A 16,623-nucleotide genomic window follows, 5' to 3' on the forward strand; every position below is an offset into this window, starting at 1 on the left:
AGATGCCAGTTCCGCCCCCAGGATTCGAACCCGGCTCTCAAGGCACCAAAAGCCCGCGTGTTACCTATACACCAGGGCGGAATACTTCCTCTATCTTACACATCCGAAAAAAGTTTCTAAAACTGCGTTGCTATACCTAGAGTTTTCCCGGCTGCGGCCGCTAATCATTTTTTGACGGTATTCCCGGATAATGACGCTCGGCGAGAGATAAAAACGGATGCTAGCAGTCATTATTTAGTTGCTTGCCCGTCCATGAAAGAACTTCACCAGCTACTAATTTCTGTGGCCAGATCCATATTTTGAATAAACCTAACTTCGTGATGCTCTTCAGAGTAACCCGGCATGTGGTGCCTCATATCAATTTGAACGCGAAGCGGGGGTTAGGCGGCGTGGGTTTTGATGCCGATGGTGAGTTTGGTTGTCCGTTTCTCGCGTGCTTTTTCTACCTTGATTAGTACGCCGACCTCTAGTAATTCACCGCAGGCGTCGGTACAATTGTGTGAGTACAAGCACATGTTCAACAACAACGGAGTTTGATATGAATCTGGATACCCAAACGTTTGCCGCGATGATTGACCACACATTGTTGAAGCCCGATGCAACGAAGGAACAGTTCGACGTGCTGTGCGCAGAGGCGCGACAATACAAATTCGCCATGGTAGCGATTAATCCATACCCAGTGTCGATGTGTTCGGAACTATTGGACGGTTCGGGGGTAGGAGTCGGAGCCGCGATTTCCTTCCCCCTCGGCCAGCTCACAATTGACGAGAAAGTCAATGAAACCCGGTCTGCTATCGCTGATGGCGCCACTGAGATTGACTATGTCGTAAACATCACCGAGCTCAAAGCAGGAAATCAAGACTATATCACCGAGGAAATGACCCGGATCGTTAAGGCATGCCGGGACGCGAACGTCGTTTCAAAAGTCATTTTTGAGAACTGTTACCTCACAGACGAGGAAAAGACCACTCTGGCCAACATCGCACGTGAAGTGAAGCCCGATTTCATCAAGACCTCGACAGGTTTCGGGCCCGGAGGAGCCACCTTGCCCGATGTTGAGCTAATGAAGAGCATCGTCGGCGATGATGTCCAGGTCAAGGCAGCTGGCGGCATTCGTAGCCTTGATGACGCCTTGGCGTTTGTTGAAGCGGGGGCCACCCGTATTGGAACGTCCTCAGGCGTTGCCCTCGTTGAGGAATTCAATAAGCGTTACGGTAACTAGCGAGCTAACGCAGATCTCAATCTTAAGCAAGAGAACAAAGGAGTACACATGCTGATTGCGCACGATCTCGGAACAACTGGAAACAAAGCAACCCTGGTGTCAGACGATGGCACCATGCTTGCTTCGCACACCGTCAATTATGGTGCTGACTGGGGCACAGACGGCAAAGCAGAGCAGAATCCCCACGATTGGTTCCATGCGGTGGCCGAGGCCAACCGAATTCTGCTTGAAAAATCCAACACAGCCGCAGCCGATATCAATGGAATCTCATTCTCAGGCCAGATGATGGGACTGGTTCCCCTTGACGAGCACGACGAGGTTGTCCGTCCGGCTATCATCTGGGCGGACACTCGGTCAACCAAAGAGGCGGCCGAGCTTGAGAAAACGATATCGATGGAGGACTGCTACCGGATTACCGGTCACAGACTAAACCCCACCTACTCCCTGACAAAGCTGATGTGGCTTCGCGCCCAGGAGCCGGAAAACTTCTCCCGTATCAAGCGTTTCTGCCTCGCTAAAGACTACGTTGCGATGAGATTAACTGGCCGTCTCGTTACGGACCCGTCGGACGCATCGTCAACGAATGCCTACGATCAGTCCGCTGGAACATGGGCGTGGGACATCATTGACGCCGCAGGACTTAAACGTTCGCTGTTCCCCGAGATCATCGCCTCTACCGACAAAGTAGGCGAAGTGACGGCCGAGGCCGCGCAAGAAACAGGTTTGATGGCGGGAACACCAGTCATCATTGGCGGCGGCGATGGCCCCGTTGCAGCCCTCGGAGCGGGAATTATCGATGAAGAGTCGGGCGCATATTCCTATCTAGGCTCATCGTCATGGGTCTCGCTTTCCTCATCGAAACCTCTACTCGATCCTAAGATGCGATCGATGACATTTAACCACGTGATTCCGGGACAGTTCGTTCCGACAGCAACGATGCAGGCCGGTGGGGCATCCGTTTCATGGGGCATGGATGTCCTCTCGGGTGGGAAGACCTATGAAGAGTTCCTTGATCAGGCCGATGGGGTTGACGCTGCACTGTCGGGGCTGTTCTTCCTCCCCTATCTCATTGGAGAGCGTTCACCGCACTGGAATCCGCTGGCTCGAGGGGTCTTCGCTGGCCTACACATGGACCACAAACAGGAACATATGATGAAGGCAATACTCGAGGGCGTTGCCTTTAACCTAAGAGTCGGCTTGGAGGCCTTTTCCGATGCTGGATTCAACGTCGACCATATTGACGTCATTGGTGGCCTCGCAAAGTCCCCTGTCATGTGCTCGCTCATGGCAAATATCTGGAACATACCAGTTGCGCCCCGCAACATCGTAGATGAAGCTAACGCGATCGGCGCGGCTGTTCTGGCCGGTGTAGGCACCGGAGTCTTTGATGATTTTTCGGTTGCCCAACGCCTGTCGAAACGAGACACCGATATAACCCCGGACATCGCAATTCACAACCGCTACGAACAGCCCTATAGGTTGTTCAACGACGCATATGAACGGCTGATTCCGTGGTTCTCGGATACCTACGCCACGATCGAGAGTAATAACTGACAACAACTTAGGTAGAACTCACGTTTCGCTGTGGGTGGTAGGCACGACATCGTTGTCGGCCACCACCCACAGCGAGTCGCTAATGAGGCACCAATCCAATCACGCGCTCAATATACGTAAGGTACGTCGAGGCATAGACCGATGTCTCGACTTCGAGTAAACTTAGCTTGTGATTCCACAGAATATTACCTCTGACGCTACTGACGAAGTCGACCGCATTATTCTTGCCTGGCAGATTGAACGCCCTGACTTGGACGTTTCTCCAATGGAGGTCTACTCCCGGGTCGCTCGTCTGGCTCGCCACCTAGATTTGGCTCGTAAAGAGGCCTTTAGTGCGCAAGGGATGGAGCCTTGGGAATTTGATGTGCTGTCGGTGCTACGCCGCGCCGCCGCCCCCTATTCTTTAACCCCTGGTACCTTACTGCAAGAACTGCTGGTTTCTTCCGGCACCATGACCAATCGCATCGATCGCCTAGAAAAGAAGGGGCTAGTAAAACGCACCCCCTCCCCTCATGACCGCCGCGCCGTGCTGGTGTCCCTTACGGACAAGGGAGTTACCCGAGTTGATGCGGCCCTCAAGGAACTCCTGCGGCGCGAATCAGACTTAGTATCTCCCTTAGATGAGGAGGAACGAAAAGTGCTCTCGGGACTGCTGCGGCGACTACTGTTACCTTTCGAAGGCACCCCGGTGCGTCCTCTGCGGTAAATACCTGCAGGCTTTCCCATTTTTACGCTGATTGCCACCTGGTTCCCGCTCCCCAAGGGCATCTTGGTTTACTCCAAAGTTTCTGACAGGCGCAACCAGTTTTCTTCTAGCTCTTCCTCCTCGCTAACCAATTGGGCGCGGCGTTGATTAAGCCTTTGCAGATGCTCCCAGCCTTCGGGGGAAGTATCGGCGGCACCTTCGCTTAACTCCTGATCTACCTGTTTGAGCTGTCCCTGCAACTTCTCTAATTTCTTTTCGGTAGCTGAAAGTAACTTCCGCGCCCGATAAATCTCTGCCCCGCTTTTTTGTGCTTGCTTGCCGGTTTTCGCGCTACCCTCACCGGTAGTTTTATCAGCTGTATCCCCGCGGTCGCTACCTGCGGAAATCTCCCCGGCTGCCCGCAATTGTAAATACTGCTCCACCCCGCCGGGCAGCGCCGCCAAAGTACCGTCTGCCAGTAGCGCCACCTGCGAATCGGTTACCCGTTGCAGCAGGTAGCGGTCGTGGCTAACCACTACCAGGGTGCCGGGGAAAGAATCTAGCAGATCTTCAAGCTGTGCCAAAGTATCGGTATCCAGGTCGTTCGTGGGTTCATCCAAAATCAATACATTCGGTTCCGCCAGCAGCTGGGAGGCGATCTGTAGCCGCCGCATCTCCCCACCGGAAAGGTCACTTACCCGAGTCCAGGCACGCTCTTTACTAAATCCCAGTTTTTCTACCAATTTGGCGGCGGTTATCTCTCGTTCTCCCCACTGGATTCGTTCCTTGATCTGGGAGATCGCTTCTACCACTCGCAAATCGGGATTCATCCCCCGGATCTGGGGAGTTTGCTCTAGGGTGGCTAGCTGCACGGTTTTTCCCCGTTTAACTTTGCCTTGGGTGGGAGTAAGTTTCCCACTCATAATCCCCAGTAAAGTGGATTTACCCGCACCGTTGACCCCGATAATCCCTACCCGCTGACCGGGATTTAACCGCCAAGTCACCCGGTTTAAGATTTTTCGCCTCGACCCGGGATAAGAAAAGGACACGTCCTCGAGCTCAATTACTCGTTTCCCCAGGCGCGCCGAGGCCAGGCGCACTAACTCTACGCTGTCACGCAACGGGGGAACATCACTAATCAGGGCTTCGGCGGCATCAATCCGAAACTTCGGTTTGGAGGTACGCGCTGGGGCTCCCCGCCGCAACCAGGCAAGTTCTTTGCGCAACTGGTTCTGACGTTTTTCTTCCGCCACCTGGGCTTGCCGTGCCCGCTCCATCCGGGCAAGTACATAGGCGGCGTAAGAACCCTCGTATTCTTCCACGTGCCCAGGAATCTGTTCGCGCCCAAACCCGGGGTCAACTCCCGGCACTACCTCCCAAATCCGGTTACAAACCGCATCCAAGAACCAACGGTCGTGGGTAATCACCACCAAAGCGCCATTTCCAGAGCTAAAACGGTTATTGAGATAGCGGGCCAGCCAGGCTACCCCCTCCACATCTAAATGGTTAGTGGGCTCGTCTAGCGCCAGAATGGGGGCATCTTTGCCCAGGGTGCGCGCCAAGGCTACCCGGCGCTCCTGTCCCCCAGAAAGCTCGGCGCATTTAGTGGATAGATCTATATCCGGCAGGAGTCCCTCATCAATTTGGCGCAAATGCGGCTTAGATGCCCACTGATAGTCGGGGATGTTCCCGTGGACTTCCTCTTTCACGCTCAGCGCAGGATCCAGGGTTTGCTGCTGGGATAGACAGGCAAAACTTACCCCCGGAGCAAAGGTGACACTGCCGCTATCGGGTTCTTGGGTTCCGCTCAGCAGACGCAGCAGCGTAGATTTTCCGGCACCATTGGGCCCTAAGATTCCGATCCGGTCGCAGGGAGCGAGGCTGACAGTTATTCCGGCAAGCAGGCGACGCGGCCCGGCGAGGGCGCCGGCTTCGTGAGTTCCAGCTAAGAAGGTACTCACGCCAACCACTGCTTTCGGGAGAGATCCAGTTCAGAGGCGCTAAAGGCCAGGGGAAGCGCATAGGCTACCTGCGGAAGCTGCGCCATAAAAGTTGCCAACTTCCTGGCCTGAGCAGCGGTTTCTACCAGACAAACCACGCTGGGGCCAGAACCAGAGATAAGGGCGAGAGCCCCTTGCTTTTTTGCCGCCTCTAAAGTTGCGGTCAACTCGGGAAGCAGCTGCAGCGCCGGTGCTTGCAAATCGTTGCCAATCAGTTCACGCAATGCAGCTAAGTCCCCGGCATAAACCGCTGTCAGGAGGGGGGCCAAATCGGCTAAATCTGGAAGTATGTCGCGTGCCGTTTCGCGTTGGTCAAATTGCTTAAAAACCTGGGGGGTGGGCAGCGTCTTAGGGGAGACCGCTACCACTAGGTGCAAACGTTTCGCCGGCGGGAGGGGGGTAATCCGGTCACCGCGCCGATCCCCAAAACTCGTTCCCCCATAAAGCCCAAAGGGAACATCGGCGCCTAGGCTCGCTCCCAATTCGGCAAGCTCCTCCCGGCTAAGTCCTGTTTCCAACACTTGGTTAGCGGCTAGGAGTGCTGCCGCGCCATCGGCAGACCCTCCCGCCATGCCAGCAGCTACTGGCACCTGTTTGTCAACCTTGATCCGCGCTCCTCCTCGATAACCACATTGCGCGGCTACCAGCATGAAGGCTCGGGTAGCCAGGTTATTTTTAGGATCTAGTCCCCAAAGTGCCTCCCGGTCACGGCGGCGGTCATAACCTACTGCCCCTAAGGGCGCACTAAAGGACATCTGCAAGTCAATACCGGAGGGCTGCAAAGTAATCTCCACGGTTTCTCGCAGGTTCACCGCTTGAAATATCGTCGAGAGGCCGTGATAACCAGCTGCCGGTTCCCCGCAGGCCAAAAAAAGATTTATTTTACCGTTTGCACTGGCGGTAGCAGTTTTTCCTTCAATATTGCCGGTGCTACCAGGCGCGGCCTCACCCGCCGTTGCTGCCTGAGAAGGGATTTGCGCGCTGGGTTTTGCCGCTGCCTCCTGCACATTTTCGAAACCGGACAGCAGGGCGCGACGCAGGCGGGAGAGCGAGGAAAACTGATTAACCTCCAAATTTTCCGCGCGCGTGGTGGGATCGATTCCCGCCGCTTTAAGTAGCGGTACAACCGCCAAGGGCCGGGCCCAAGATTTTAGTCCCGCCCGCAGCATCTTGCGCCGGGAAGCAAATGCCTGGTCAATCAGGTTAAACACCGCTTCCCGCTCCGCTTCTTTATCTGCTACCGGCCTAAGCGCCTGGTCTCCTGCCTGTTTGCCCTGCAAACTCTCGGTCTCGTCACTATCTTCGCGGGCGATGAAGGTTTTGCTATCGCGCACGATCTCTACTAACGCCGAATCCACGTTCGGTTGCGGGTAAAAAACTCGCCGTGAAATCTCAGATCCCATTCGCGCCTGGCCATACCAGGCGATTTTCACGCTGGGAACCCCGTAGATTTTACAGCCGGGCAGGGCGCACAAACGCAGCGCTACCTCTTTTTGCACCATCACTAAAGCGCGCTCCAAGCTAGGGAAAGCCGCGAATAAATGCAAAAGTACGGGAACTGCTACGTTATAGGGCAGGTTAGATACCAAGACCGTCGGGGAAAAGTCCCGGCTCGCGCCAGGTATCAGATCCGCGCTTCCCTTAGCGTCCTCGGCAATGCTGACCATGCCGCTTAAATCTGCCGGGACTAGCTTTAAGGCATCCTTTTGAAGCAGATACATCTGGCTGGCAGCACCAGGGGCGTGACTTAGAATAGTTGCCGGCAAAAACCCAGCTAGGCGGGGATCGATCTCGCAGGCGGCTACCTGCGCGCCCGCCTCTAGCAGACCCAAAGTTAGCGATCCTAGTCCGGGGCCAACTTCTAGCACCTGGTCACCGGTTTTGATCCCAGATTCGCGCACAATTTTTCTAATAGCATTGGGCTCGGTGACGAAGTTTTGCCCCAACTGTTTGGTTGGGCGAATATCCAGCTGGCGGCACAGCTGATGAATTACGCTGGGAGTTAGCAGCTTAACAGGCGGGTTTTTTTCCACCCCTCTAGCCTACTAGTACCAGTTGACCTCTTCGGAATGCTTCCAGGCACCGCAGGGGTCGCCGTAGCGTCCCGCGATATAATCTAGCCCCCACCTGATTTGGGTAGCCGGATTAGTACGCCAGTCCGCACCAGCAGAGGCCATCTTGCTTCCCGGCAGAGATTGCGGAATCCCATAGGCACCAGAACTGCGATTTTCCGCGCGACTATTCCATCCAGATTCGCGATTCCATAGCTTTACCAGGCAGGTAAACTGTCCTTCTGACCAACCGCGTGAAACTACCATCTCGTGGGCAATTTCTTGAGCTGCTCCCGCCGGTACTACCGGCCCATAGTCGGTATCGGTATTACCCGAGGTATCTGCAGGCCCTACCCTGACAATCTTGGGTTCGGCCTTAACCACCGTAGTCACCTGTTCGGGGGACTGAAAAGCGACTTGTCCATCGACTTTTTCTACGAAAGTACTTTTCGCGGTGACTTCTTCTTTCCCTTCGTCCTCCACAACTTTCGCCCCGGGCGCTAGGTTCTGGTCTGTTACCTCTTTGACGGGAGGAGCCGTAACTTGCTCTTGCTTAGTTACCCCGCGTTCCACCCGCGAAACCTTAATAGTGGCGGTGGCGGGAGTAGTTGCTTCCACCATCACCCGATCAAGAGCAGAAAGTTCAATCCCCGCTGCCTGCGCCGCTACCCGCGGATCTGCGCCCTCGGTATAGGAGCCGCTAACTTCCCGGCCATCAACCCTAAAAGTTGCCTGCAACTGGGGGGCATCATGGTCGGTCACTCCCCAACCGATTTTTGCGTCTTTGCTTCCCTGTAACACCACCGGGCTGGCATGCACGATTTTAATTTTTTGGTTCCGAGACATATGAGTGTCAAGACCGGGAATTACTTGGTCGTAGGGACCAACTTTTATTCCCATATCCGAAACGACTTGCTCGACGGTACGATTCATGGTTTGCACCTGGCGACTAGCCCCATCAACGGTAACCGTGACCGTCTTATATTCGCTGGCCACGGCAACTCCCCCGCCTAGAACAATGGCGGTGGCGATGCCGGTGAATATCGCCGTTACTTTGGCGCTGGTGCGTCGATGTCTCCTGCTCACGTGGTTCCTTATTGCGTCGGTAGTAGCTGCAGCATCCTTAGCTATTTTCTCTTTAACCACAACTGTAACCTGATTGTTATCAACTGGCTACCCCGATGTGACCTATACCTAAGGCAATACCAGCCTCTATTTTAGTAGCCTTACCCGGGTTTGTGAAGATACTTTAACCGTCCGTTAAGCAGTGTTCGTTAAGCGGCGAAGGCGGTAACCGCCTCACCGTAAACCTCACGAGTATTAGCAACCAACTGCCGCGCCATCTCGGTTTCGCTCCGCCCGGTTATTTCCGCTAGCTTACGCACTGTCCACACGCTCATATAGGAGGCATTCGGCTGTCCCCGGTGCGGATGAGGGGTTAAATAGGGCGCATCGGTTTCTACCAGCAATAGCGAAGCAGGCATTGCCGCCGCCGCCTCCCGTAACCACTGATTGGCATTATAGGAAACCGGTCCCGCAATCGAGGCATACCAGCCATTTTCTGCAAGTACCTGCGCAACTTCCTTATCGCCGCTAAAACAGTGGAAAACCGTCCGCTCGGGGGCACCTTCCTCCAGCAGAATCCGAATAGTATCGGCGTGGGCCTCGCGGTCATGAATCTGCAGGGGCAGGCCCAACTCCTTAGCTAAGGAAATATGCATCCGAAAGCCCTGCTGCTGCGCCGCTCGCCCCTGAGGGGAAGTGCGAAAATAGTCCAAGCCGCTCTCCCCAATAGCTATCGCTTTTTCTGAGGAGGTCACCATTTCATAAACCTGCTGAACGGCCTGCTCTAGAGAATAGCGCTGATGCCATTCCTGTAGCTGATAGGTTTGCCCATCGGGGGCAGTCGCCACCACTTTCGCGTGCAAAGCCGCCTCATTAGGGTGAATCGCCAACGCGCAAAACACCTGAGGATGCTCTTCAGCGAGACGTACCGTCGGGGCCAATTCATCTACCTGACAACCAGAGGTAATCATGGCGCTAACCCCCACTTTTTGGGCGCGCTCCAATTGTTCAGCTAAGCTCAGACGCACCCCCTCGACCAGGGGGATCTGCTCGTCCCACAGCGGTAAATGAGTGTGGTTATCTACCACTTTGCCCGCTAAAGGTTCAGGGACTTCCGGCCACCCGCGGCGCTTACGTGATTTCCCCATCTATCTAGCATCCTCCTCAAGAAGGGAGTGGATATGTACCTGGGTACCTTGTTCGGGGCAGCTCCAGTCAATCGTGCCATTCAAATTGCCGCGCACTAAAGTGCGTACAATCGAAGTTCCCAAACCATTCAATGGCTTATCCTCCAGTCCGCAACCGTTGTCGCGTACCCAAACATCGAGTTTATTCCCATCTCGTTTAGCCTCTAGGGTGACTTTGCCCCCTCGCTCCCCCAGGCCGTGTTCTACCGCGTTGGCTACCAATTCGGAAATTATCACTGCCAACGCCGAAGCAGCATCGGCATCTACCATCCCAAAACTGCCGGTAAAAGCGGTTTCAACTGTTTGATCAGTAGTAGCCATTGCCGCCGACATCCGCAAGAGGCGAGAGATCATATTGTCGAACTCAACGGTTTCGTCAACATTTAACGATAGCTCTTCATGCACGCGCGCAATGGCGGCCACCCGCCGTTCCGCCTCCCCCAGCGCCGCTTTTACCTCCGGGGAATCCGAGCGTCGAATCTGCATGCGCAAAAGTGCCGAAACCGTTTGCAGATTATTTTTTACCCGATGGTGAATCTCGCGAATAGTGGCATCTTTGGTCATTAGTTCGCGTTCCCGACGGCGCATCTCAGTTACATCTCGGCACAGCAACAGCGCACCAACGCGTTTACCGTCCTCTTTAAGCGGCAGCGCCCGAAAAGACACGATTCCGGCGGAAGATTCTACTTCCGCTACCCAAGAAGCTTTACCCATCACCACCACTGGCAAAGCTTCATCTACCTCAGATTGGTCTGAGATCACCTCGGTTATTAATTCCGCAAGTACCGCGCCATTGACCTCTTCTCGCACCCCCAGACGGCGCAAGCAGGAACGGGCATTCGGAGTCAGGTCAAGTACCCGCCCGCTCGCATCCAAATTAATAGCCCCATCGATCAAACGCGGCATCCCATGCTTAGTGGCCGGCGGGATCGCAGAATTGGGAAACACCCCGGCAGAAATCATTTCGCAAAGCACATTTGCGGTTTTATGAAACCACTGTTCCTGCTGTTCAAACACCCGCAGAGATTGAATGTTCACCTCTTGGGTAAGGGCCGCCACTACCCGGCCGTTATGCCGCACTGGCAGGGCGCTGGCAATCACTGAATAAGACCCTGCCCAACTCACCTCGGGAATTGTAGGTCGCGAGTCAGGGCCAACCGCCTCCGCCAACATCCCAGAACGTTTTGGCGACGCCGACAACCCCACCACGTCATCAAGATGGATAGTAAAGCCGGATCCGGGGCGGGCGTGGGCAATCGCCACAAAACGGCCCTGCTCACCCGGAATCCATAAGATTAAGTCGGCACTGGCTATGTCGGATAGCACCTGCCAGTCTCCCACCAACATATGCAGATGGTCGATATCGCCCTCTGATAGATCCTGCCCGTAGCGGCGGATCAGTTCCCGCATCCCACTCACGAATACCAGTCTATGCTAGGTGTCGATTGAGGTCGGAACCGAGGGGATCGGCATAGCCTTAGCTGGCCCGATTTGCCAACCACCGCGTCGCCGCTTCTTCCTCCCCATCAGCGAAAACCTGCAGATGTGATAGCAGCTCTCGCTCAATCTTGCCTCCGATTAGGGGCATATTTACCTGGAGGGTACCGCTAATCTTCCGCCGGGTTTGCCGGGGATCGTCGGGGGAAATCTCCAGGAAGCTTCCCGCTGTTACCTGTACGGGAACTTTGCCGAACCGTACCTCGAAGTCACCTTGAGCAAAAAGACCGGGGCGAGGATTATTGATCCAGTTTTCTACCACTTCGATTTCCAACTCCTCGGGGAGCAACCGCGCGTAGGCAGAGGCAGCAGCCAGTTCAGCCAACCTTACCTTTGCCCGCGAAACAAAAGTTTCTTCCCCTGCCCGTTCCACCTGAACTTGACAGTTAGCTTGCGGCATTTGCGTCCAGCGAAATTCCAAAAATCTCGGGTCGGTGAGCATCTGACAAACTTGCTCTGGTAAGGCCGGATACTCAACTTCTAGCTCGAATTTACGCAAGCGCTATCCCTTTCTTCAAGGTTTCATCTGCCGGTAGGCTGGCCGCGTCCCGCGGAGGCGGCTAACCTGAAATAGCATTTAGATTGTACCCACTTTAACCACTAGGACGGCCAGGAGAAAATCTCTCATGTTTGACTTTAAGACTCCCCATTTTTTTCGCTCCAAAAATCGTGCCTCCAGCAAAGAGATTGCCACGGCTTTGCGCGAGTCAGTGACGAAAGTTCGCCGAGCCTCTAGTTTTGGGGAGGTAGTAGATGCCCTCCTAGATATTCCCAGTGAACATATTGACAACAAGCTGCTGCAACTAGTAAAGGCCCATCCTCAGGCAAATGCCGCAGACCTAGAAAAGATTTTAAGTAAGCAATATATCCGCCGTACCGCCTACGCGTCCTCAGCAGTGGGAGCAGGTGCGGCTCTGCCGGGCGGTGGCACCGGGGTGGCCTTGGGACTGACCGCCGGGGAACTAGCCGTCTATGCGGTACAGACCACCACTTACATTCTGGGAGTTTCGCGTCTACACGGAGTACGCCCGGCCGATCGCGAAGAGCGCCGAGCTTTGGTGTTATCTAGCCTGCTCGGAGAAGAGGGCGCCGCGATTGTTTCCGACCAGTTGGGACTCAGTACCCTAGCTTGGGCTCGCTCCTCGCTGAAGAATCTGTCTTCCCCGACTTTGGGGCAAGTTAACAAAGCTCTGATGAAATATGCATCTAAGAAACTTACTCGGCGTACCGCAGGCCGGATCGCTGGGAGACTGATTCCCTTTGGAATTGGTGCCGGGGTGGGGTACCTATCAGGTAAGGCAGTAGCGCGGCGCACCACCGAGGGCGTACAAGCCGCCTTGGGACCGATTCGTGATATTTCTTCCCAGGATTTGCTGGTGGAACTGGCACCGGTGATTGATGTTACTGCCGAGCCGGCCCGCTCCTCCAAAGTGGAAGCTGATTTCTTCGCCGATTAAGACGCTGCGGATTCCAACAGTACTTTTTCCTCCCCTGCTTGCCGCTCTCAGCTGAGTGCGGCGCGATAATTGCTAATAACCGGCTAGAATATGGGCAAGGACTAGCGAAAGGTGAGGGCGCGTGACGGACAGGCAATACGAGGATTTACTGGCCAAAATTTTAGAAACCGGCAGCGAGAAGCAAGATCGTACCGGAACCGGTACCCGTTCCCTGTTTGGAGCTCAGCTGCGCTATAACCTGGCAGAATCTTTCCCTTTAATTACTACTAAGCGAGTATTTATGCGGGGAGTTGCCGAGGAACTGTTCTGGTTCTTATCTGGTACCTCTAATGTGCGTCCTCTGCAGGAAAAAAAGGTTCATATCTGGGATGACTGGGCCGACGCCGAGGGCGAGCTGGGGCCGGTATACGGGGTCCAGTGGCGTTCTTGGCCCAGCCCACAGGGCAATATCGACCAGATCGAAAACCTGCTTGACACCATTAAGAATGACCCTTCCTCGCGCCGGATGTTGGTATCGGCCTGGAACGTGTCGGAACTAGATAAAATGGCACTTGCCCCCTGCCACCTGCTTTTTCAAGCTTACGTAGCCGCCGGCCGCCTCTCTCTGCAGGTCTATCAGCGTTCTTGCGATATGTTCCTGGGGGTTCCTTTCAATATCGCTTCCTATTCTTTGCTCACCCATATGTTGGCTCAGCAAAGCGGGCTGGAAGTCGGGGATTTGATTTGGACTGGCGGGGATTGCCATATTTACAACAACCATGTGGAGCAGGTGCGTGAGCAGCTTTCCCGGGATCCTTACCCCTTCCCCGCTTTACATTTGCGCCGCGCCGATAATCTTTATACCTATAAGTGGGAAGATATCGAGATCGAAAACTACCGCCACCACCCGACTATTAAAGCGCCGATAGCGGTTTAGGAGGCAAATGATGAAGATTGGCATGATTTGGGCGCAAGCAGCGCACCGGGTTATTGGGGATGGCCGGGGAATGCTGTGGCATGTTCCCGCTGATTTTAAACATTTCAAAGCCACCACTATGGGGAGCCCGATTATTATGGGGCGGCGCTCTTTTGAAGCCTTAGGAAAACAGCCTTTACCCGGCAGGTTAAATATTGTTTTAACTTCCCAGCAGGGCTACCGGGCCGAGGGAGCACAGGTAGCTTCCTCGTTTTCAGGGGCTCTTCAGCTAGCGGAGGATTCCGGGGCGGAAAGATGTTGGATAACCGGCGGGGCCCGCCTCTATGAGGAAGGGATGGCAGTAGCTGATGAACTGGTGGTTACTTATCTGGATTTAGATGTGGGTGACCAGCCTGACTACGCCCACGCTCCCCAGATTCGTCCGCAGCTTTGGCAGGTGGATACGGCACGCTCCGATAGTGAGTTTCGCCCTATCTCCGGGGATTGTCGCTGGCAGCTTGTTTACTATAAGAAAAAAGATTCTACCGGCAATTAACACCGCTGGATACACTGGTGTATCGTAACCGTTTAGAAAAGAAGTAAGCCAATAAAATTGGGAGGCACGATGGAGAAGAAATACCGTTGGAACACTCTTTCCAACGTGATAGTAATTCTCGGCATCCTGGTGATTCCGTTAATGTATTCCGGCCTGTTTACCTGGGCATACGAAGACCCGATGCAACGGGTCAACTTGCTAAAAGCGGCGGTGGTAAACCTGGATCAGCCAGCTACCGCCACCAGTGCAAATGGCGAAAAAACCCTCAACCTGGGCGAAAGTCTGGAAAAAGAACTCTATAAGAACGATGCCCCCGGTTTCGACTGGAAAAAAGCTTCCCTCCCCCAAGCCAAATCAGGTCTAGAAGACGGAACCTATAAAGCCCTCCTGCTGATTCCCAATAATCTATCCAGCTCCTACGCGAAACTGGCAGACCCCCAGGCACAAGTTCCAGGCAAGAAAGCTCAGTTAGAACTGCGCACTGATGACGCCGTGAACTATTTGCAGGGAACGATGGCCACTTCCGCTGCTTTAGCACTGCAAGCCGCGTTATCTCACGAGGGAGCCTCCGGATATATCGATCAACTTTTACTTTCCACCGGTCCGTTAAAAGAGGGATTCCTGGACGCTGCCTCCGGTGCTGGTCAACTTAGTGAAGGTGGAACTCAGCTAGAAAACGGAGCCGACACCCTGGTGGTAGGCTTGGGAGATCTCGCTGATGGCAGCGTTAAAATCCGCAATGGTTCCCTGAAACTACGCGATGGAATCACCGCCTATACCGGCGGGGTTTCCAGCCTCAACTCCGGTCTAGGGCAGCTCAATGGCAATATGCCGAAGCTGGCCGCCGGAGCTAAGCAAGTTGATGGCGGCGTTGACCAGATTCACCAACAGGTAGCCGCCATGCAACCCCAGGTTAGGGAACTGGCTAAAAGCGGGAACGACCTGGTTGACACCCTCGCTCCCCTTGCCGCTTCTGGGGGCGACATCGCTAAGATTTCCCAGTTTCTAACCCAGTTTAAGAGAGCCGTTGACCAGTGCAAGCAGGTTCCTCTCCCAATGCTTCCCTCCTATCCCGAGTGCGCCCCCTTAGCCAAAATGGCTAAAGACCAGGGACTGACCCTACAACAGCTTTCTGACAAGATCACGCAGGCGCAGGGACTGCTCCAAGGTGTAGGTAAGCTATCGAAGCTAAAGCCTGAGGAACTCAAGGCGAAACTCAACGCAGCCGAACGCGGCGTTAATGAACTTAGCCGGCAAACCGCCCTCACCCCGCCGGCTCAAGCCGGAAAGCAAAAACCAACCCTAAAAGATGGTACTTTTGCGCTGGCGAACGGGCTAAATCAGGCGCAACAAGGGGTAGGCAAACTTGCTTCTGGTGCGGCCACTTTAGATAAGAATTCTGCGCAGCTGCGCGCGGGCGCCAGTTCTCTTTCCGGCGGCCTCGATTCGCTTTCCCAGGGGGCGGGTAAAGCCTCCGAGGGCGGAAAGCAGCTTTCTGGCGGAATCGACAAGCTCACCACCGGCGCCTCTGACCTTGAAGATGGGCTGCGCGATGGCGCTAATCAGGTTCCCACCGTTGACCGGGGACAGGCAGAAAAAGTCTCTAAAGCTGCGAGCGGGGTGGCAGACGTAAAATCTGTACGAGAAAACCCAGTACATGATAACGGTGCCGGATTCGCCCCCTTCTTCATGGCGCTGTGTCTGTGGATCGGCGGGATCGCCATCTTCTTGATCTTCCCCGCCCTAGATTTGCGGCGCCGCCCGGAAGAAAGTTTCTGGCGTTGCGGTTTCCGTTCCATGTCCATCGGGGCGCTCTTTGGCGCACTGCAAGCGATCACGGTAGTGACCGGCCTGCAACTATTCTTGAAGCTAGATGCCCAAAACTTCGGGGCCTTAATCTTGATAGCGGTACTGGCCTCTATCGGATACGTGGCGGTAAACCAGGCATGCGTAGCCGCCTTAGGCTACCGCGGACGTGCGCTTTCGGTGATCTTGCTGTGCTTGCAAATCACTTCCACCGGGGCTACTTTCCCGGTAGAAACTGCCCCTAAGTTCTTCCAGTTCCTTAGCCCGCTGTTCCCCATGACCCATGTGGCGCGCACTATTCGCGCGGCCATTGCGGGCGGAGAACTACATTTCGGCAAAGCACTAGTAGTGCTGGGGATCTGGACGCTACTGTCCTGGGTGGCGACTATGATCGCATCGGCACGCCGCAAAGGTCAGCGCCCCATGCCCTATGACCCGGCGCTAACCTTCAAGAAAGTTCCTCTGGTGTCATCCCCGCTAGGTGGGGAATCGAACAACAGCGTAGAAGATTACGACCAGCGCACTCACCAAGCCAAAGAAAACCTGCCTAGCTGATTGTGCGGCGGAGCGGGGCTGCCAGGGCGCGAGGAGGCTGGATTTTTCCTCCCGTTCAAGTAGGGGCGGGGAAAAACCTAGCCTCCTCGCTCA

General features: G+C 54.9%; 13 protein-coding genes and 1 tRNA gene. 7 read left to right on the plus strand and 7 right to left on the minus strand.

Going from position 1 to position 16,623, the window contains the following annotated elements:
• Positions 1 to 9 precede the first annotated feature (9 nt).
• Positions 10 to 81, minus strand: a tRNA-Gln gene (locus AC1EKS_RS05690).
• 457 nt (positions 82 to 538) lie between these two features.
• Here AC1EKS_RS05690 and deoC point away from each other — a divergent pair.
• The 3 genes from deoC to AC1EKS_RS05705 all read left to right on the plus strand — a co-directional run bounded on the left by deoC (position 539) and on the right by AC1EKS_RS05705 (position 3,482).
• Positions 539 to 1,222, plus strand: coding sequence for a deoxyribose-phosphate aldolase (gene deoC / locus AC1EKS_RS05695; RefSeq protein WP_481009361.1), 684 nt, complete (start codon positions 539 to 541; stop codon positions 1,220 to 1,222).
• 48 nt (positions 1,223 to 1,270) lie between these two features.
• Entirely contained in the window at positions 1,271 to 2,776 is a 1,506-nt protein-coding gene (xylB, locus tag AC1EKS_RS05700; RefSeq protein ID WP_481009362.1) for a xylulokinase, read from the plus strand.
• A 169-nt stretch (positions 2,777 to 2,945) separates the two neighbouring features.
• Positions 2,946 to 3,482 (plus strand): MarR family winged helix-turn-helix transcriptional regulator, encoded by a 537-nt coding sequence (locus tag AC1EKS_RS05705; RefSeq protein ID WP_481009363.1) that lies wholly within the window; start codon positions 2,946 to 2,948, stop codon positions 3,480 to 3,482.
• A 68-nt stretch (positions 3,483 to 3,550) separates the two neighbouring features.
• Here AC1EKS_RS05705 and AC1EKS_RS05710 read toward each other — a convergent pair whose 3' ends face one another.
• The 6 genes from AC1EKS_RS05710 to AC1EKS_RS05735 form a co-directional block, all read right to left on the minus strand.
• Positions 3,551 to 5,422, minus strand: a complete 1,872-nt coding sequence (locus tag AC1EKS_RS05710; RefSeq protein ID WP_481009364.1) for an ABC-F family ATP-binding cassette domain-containing protein — start codon at positions 5,420 to 5,422, stop codon at positions 3,551 to 3,553.
• On the minus strand, positions 5,419 to 7,494 hold the full coding sequence (gene rsmA, locus AC1EKS_RS05715) for a 16S rRNA (adenine(1518)-N(6)/adenine(1519)-N(6))-dimethyltransferase RsmA (protein WP_481009365.1): 2,076 nt from the start codon (positions 7,492 to 7,494) through the stop codon (positions 5,419 to 5,421). The genes AC1EKS_RS05710 and rsmA overlap by 4 nt, the downstream gene beginning before the upstream one ends.
• 12 nt (positions 7,495 to 7,506) lie before the next feature.
• On the minus strand, positions 7,507 to 8,658 hold the full coding sequence (locus AC1EKS_RS05720) for an aggregation-promoting factor C-terminal-like domain-containing protein (RefSeq protein WP_481009366.1): 1,152 nt from the start codon (positions 8,656 to 8,658) through the stop codon (positions 7,507 to 7,509).
• A gap of 128 nt (positions 8,659 to 8,786) precedes the next feature.
• The gene (locus AC1EKS_RS05725) at positions 8,787 to 9,725 is read right to left on the minus strand and encodes a TatD family hydrolase (protein WP_481010302.1); all 939 of its coding nucleotides are present in this window, start codon (positions 9,723 to 9,725) and stop codon (positions 8,787 to 8,789) included.
• Positions 9,726 to 11,174 (minus strand): sensor histidine kinase, encoded by a 1,449-nt coding sequence (locus AC1EKS_RS05730; RefSeq protein WP_481010325.1) that lies wholly within the window; start codon positions 11,172 to 11,174, stop codon positions 9,726 to 9,728.
• 67 nt (positions 11,175 to 11,241) lie between these two features.
• The gene (locus tag AC1EKS_RS05735; RefSeq protein WP_481009368.1) at positions 11,242 to 11,760 is read right to left on the minus strand and encodes a DUF2505 domain-containing protein; all 519 of its coding nucleotides are present in this window, start codon (positions 11,758 to 11,760) and stop codon (positions 11,242 to 11,244) included.
• Positions 11,761 to 11,887: 127 nt separating this feature from the next.
• Between AC1EKS_RS05735 and AC1EKS_RS05740 the strand changes: the two genes are divergently transcribed.
• The 4 genes from AC1EKS_RS05740 to AC1EKS_RS05755 all read left to right on the plus strand — a co-directional run bounded on the left by AC1EKS_RS05740 (position 11,888) and on the right by AC1EKS_RS05755 (position 16,530).
• Positions 11,888 to 12,718: a hypothetical protein gene (locus tag AC1EKS_RS05740; RefSeq protein WP_481010304.1), complete on the plus strand. Its 831-nt coding sequence runs from the start codon at positions 11,888 to 11,890 to the stop codon at positions 12,716 to 12,718.
• A 121-nt stretch (positions 12,719 to 12,839) separates the two neighbouring features.
• The gene (locus AC1EKS_RS05745; RefSeq protein ID WP_481009370.1) at positions 12,840 to 13,634 is read left to right on the plus strand and encodes a thymidylate synthase; all 795 of its coding nucleotides are present in this window, start codon (positions 12,840 to 12,842) and stop codon (positions 13,632 to 13,634) included.
• Between the two features lie 7 nt (positions 13,635 to 13,641).
• Positions 13,642 to 14,169, plus strand: coding sequence for a dihydrofolate reductase (locus AC1EKS_RS05750; protein ID WP_481009371.1), 528 nt, complete (start codon positions 13,642 to 13,644; stop codon positions 14,167 to 14,169).
• A 69-nt stretch (positions 14,170 to 14,238) separates the two neighbouring features.
• Positions 14,239 to 16,530 (plus strand): YhgE/Pip family protein, encoded by a 2,292-nt coding sequence (locus AC1EKS_RS05755; protein ID WP_481010305.1) that lies wholly within the window; start codon positions 14,239 to 14,241, stop codon positions 16,528 to 16,530.
• Positions 16,531 to 16,623: the final 93 nt, after the last annotated feature.

The sequence above is a fragment of the Varibaculum sp. C0165D1 genome (assembly GCF_056590355.1).

What these genes read in the sequence shown, in the direction of transcription:
- AC1EKS_RS05750 (WP_481009371.1), top strand. Translation starts at nt 13,642, where the DNA reads ATGATGAAGATTGGCATGATTTGGGCGCAAGCAGCGCACCGGGTTATT.
- AC1EKS_RS05725 (WP_481010302.1), bottom strand. Translation starts at nt 9,725, where the DNA reads ATGGGGAAATCACGTAAGCGCCGCGGGTGGCCGGAAGTCCCTGAACCT.
- deoC (WP_481009361.1), top strand. Translation starts at nt 539, where the DNA reads ATGAATCTGGATACCCAAACGTTTGCCGCGATGATTGACCACACATTG.
- xylB (WP_481009362.1), top strand. Translation starts at nt 1,271, where the DNA reads ATGCTGATTGCGCACGATCTCGGAACAACTGGAAACAAAGCAACCCTG.
- AC1EKS_RS05755 (WP_481010305.1), top strand. Translation starts at nt 14,239, where the DNA reads ATGGAGAAGAAATACCGTTGGAACACTCTTTCCAACGTGATAGTAATT.
- AC1EKS_RS05730 (WP_481010325.1), bottom strand. Translation starts at nt 11,174, where the DNA reads ATGCGGGAACTGATCCGCCGCTACGGGCAGGATCTATCAGAGGGCGAT.
- AC1EKS_RS05740 (WP_481010304.1), top strand. Translation starts at nt 11,888, where the DNA reads ATGTTTGACTTTAAGACTCCCCATTTTTTTCGCTCCAAAAATCGTGCC.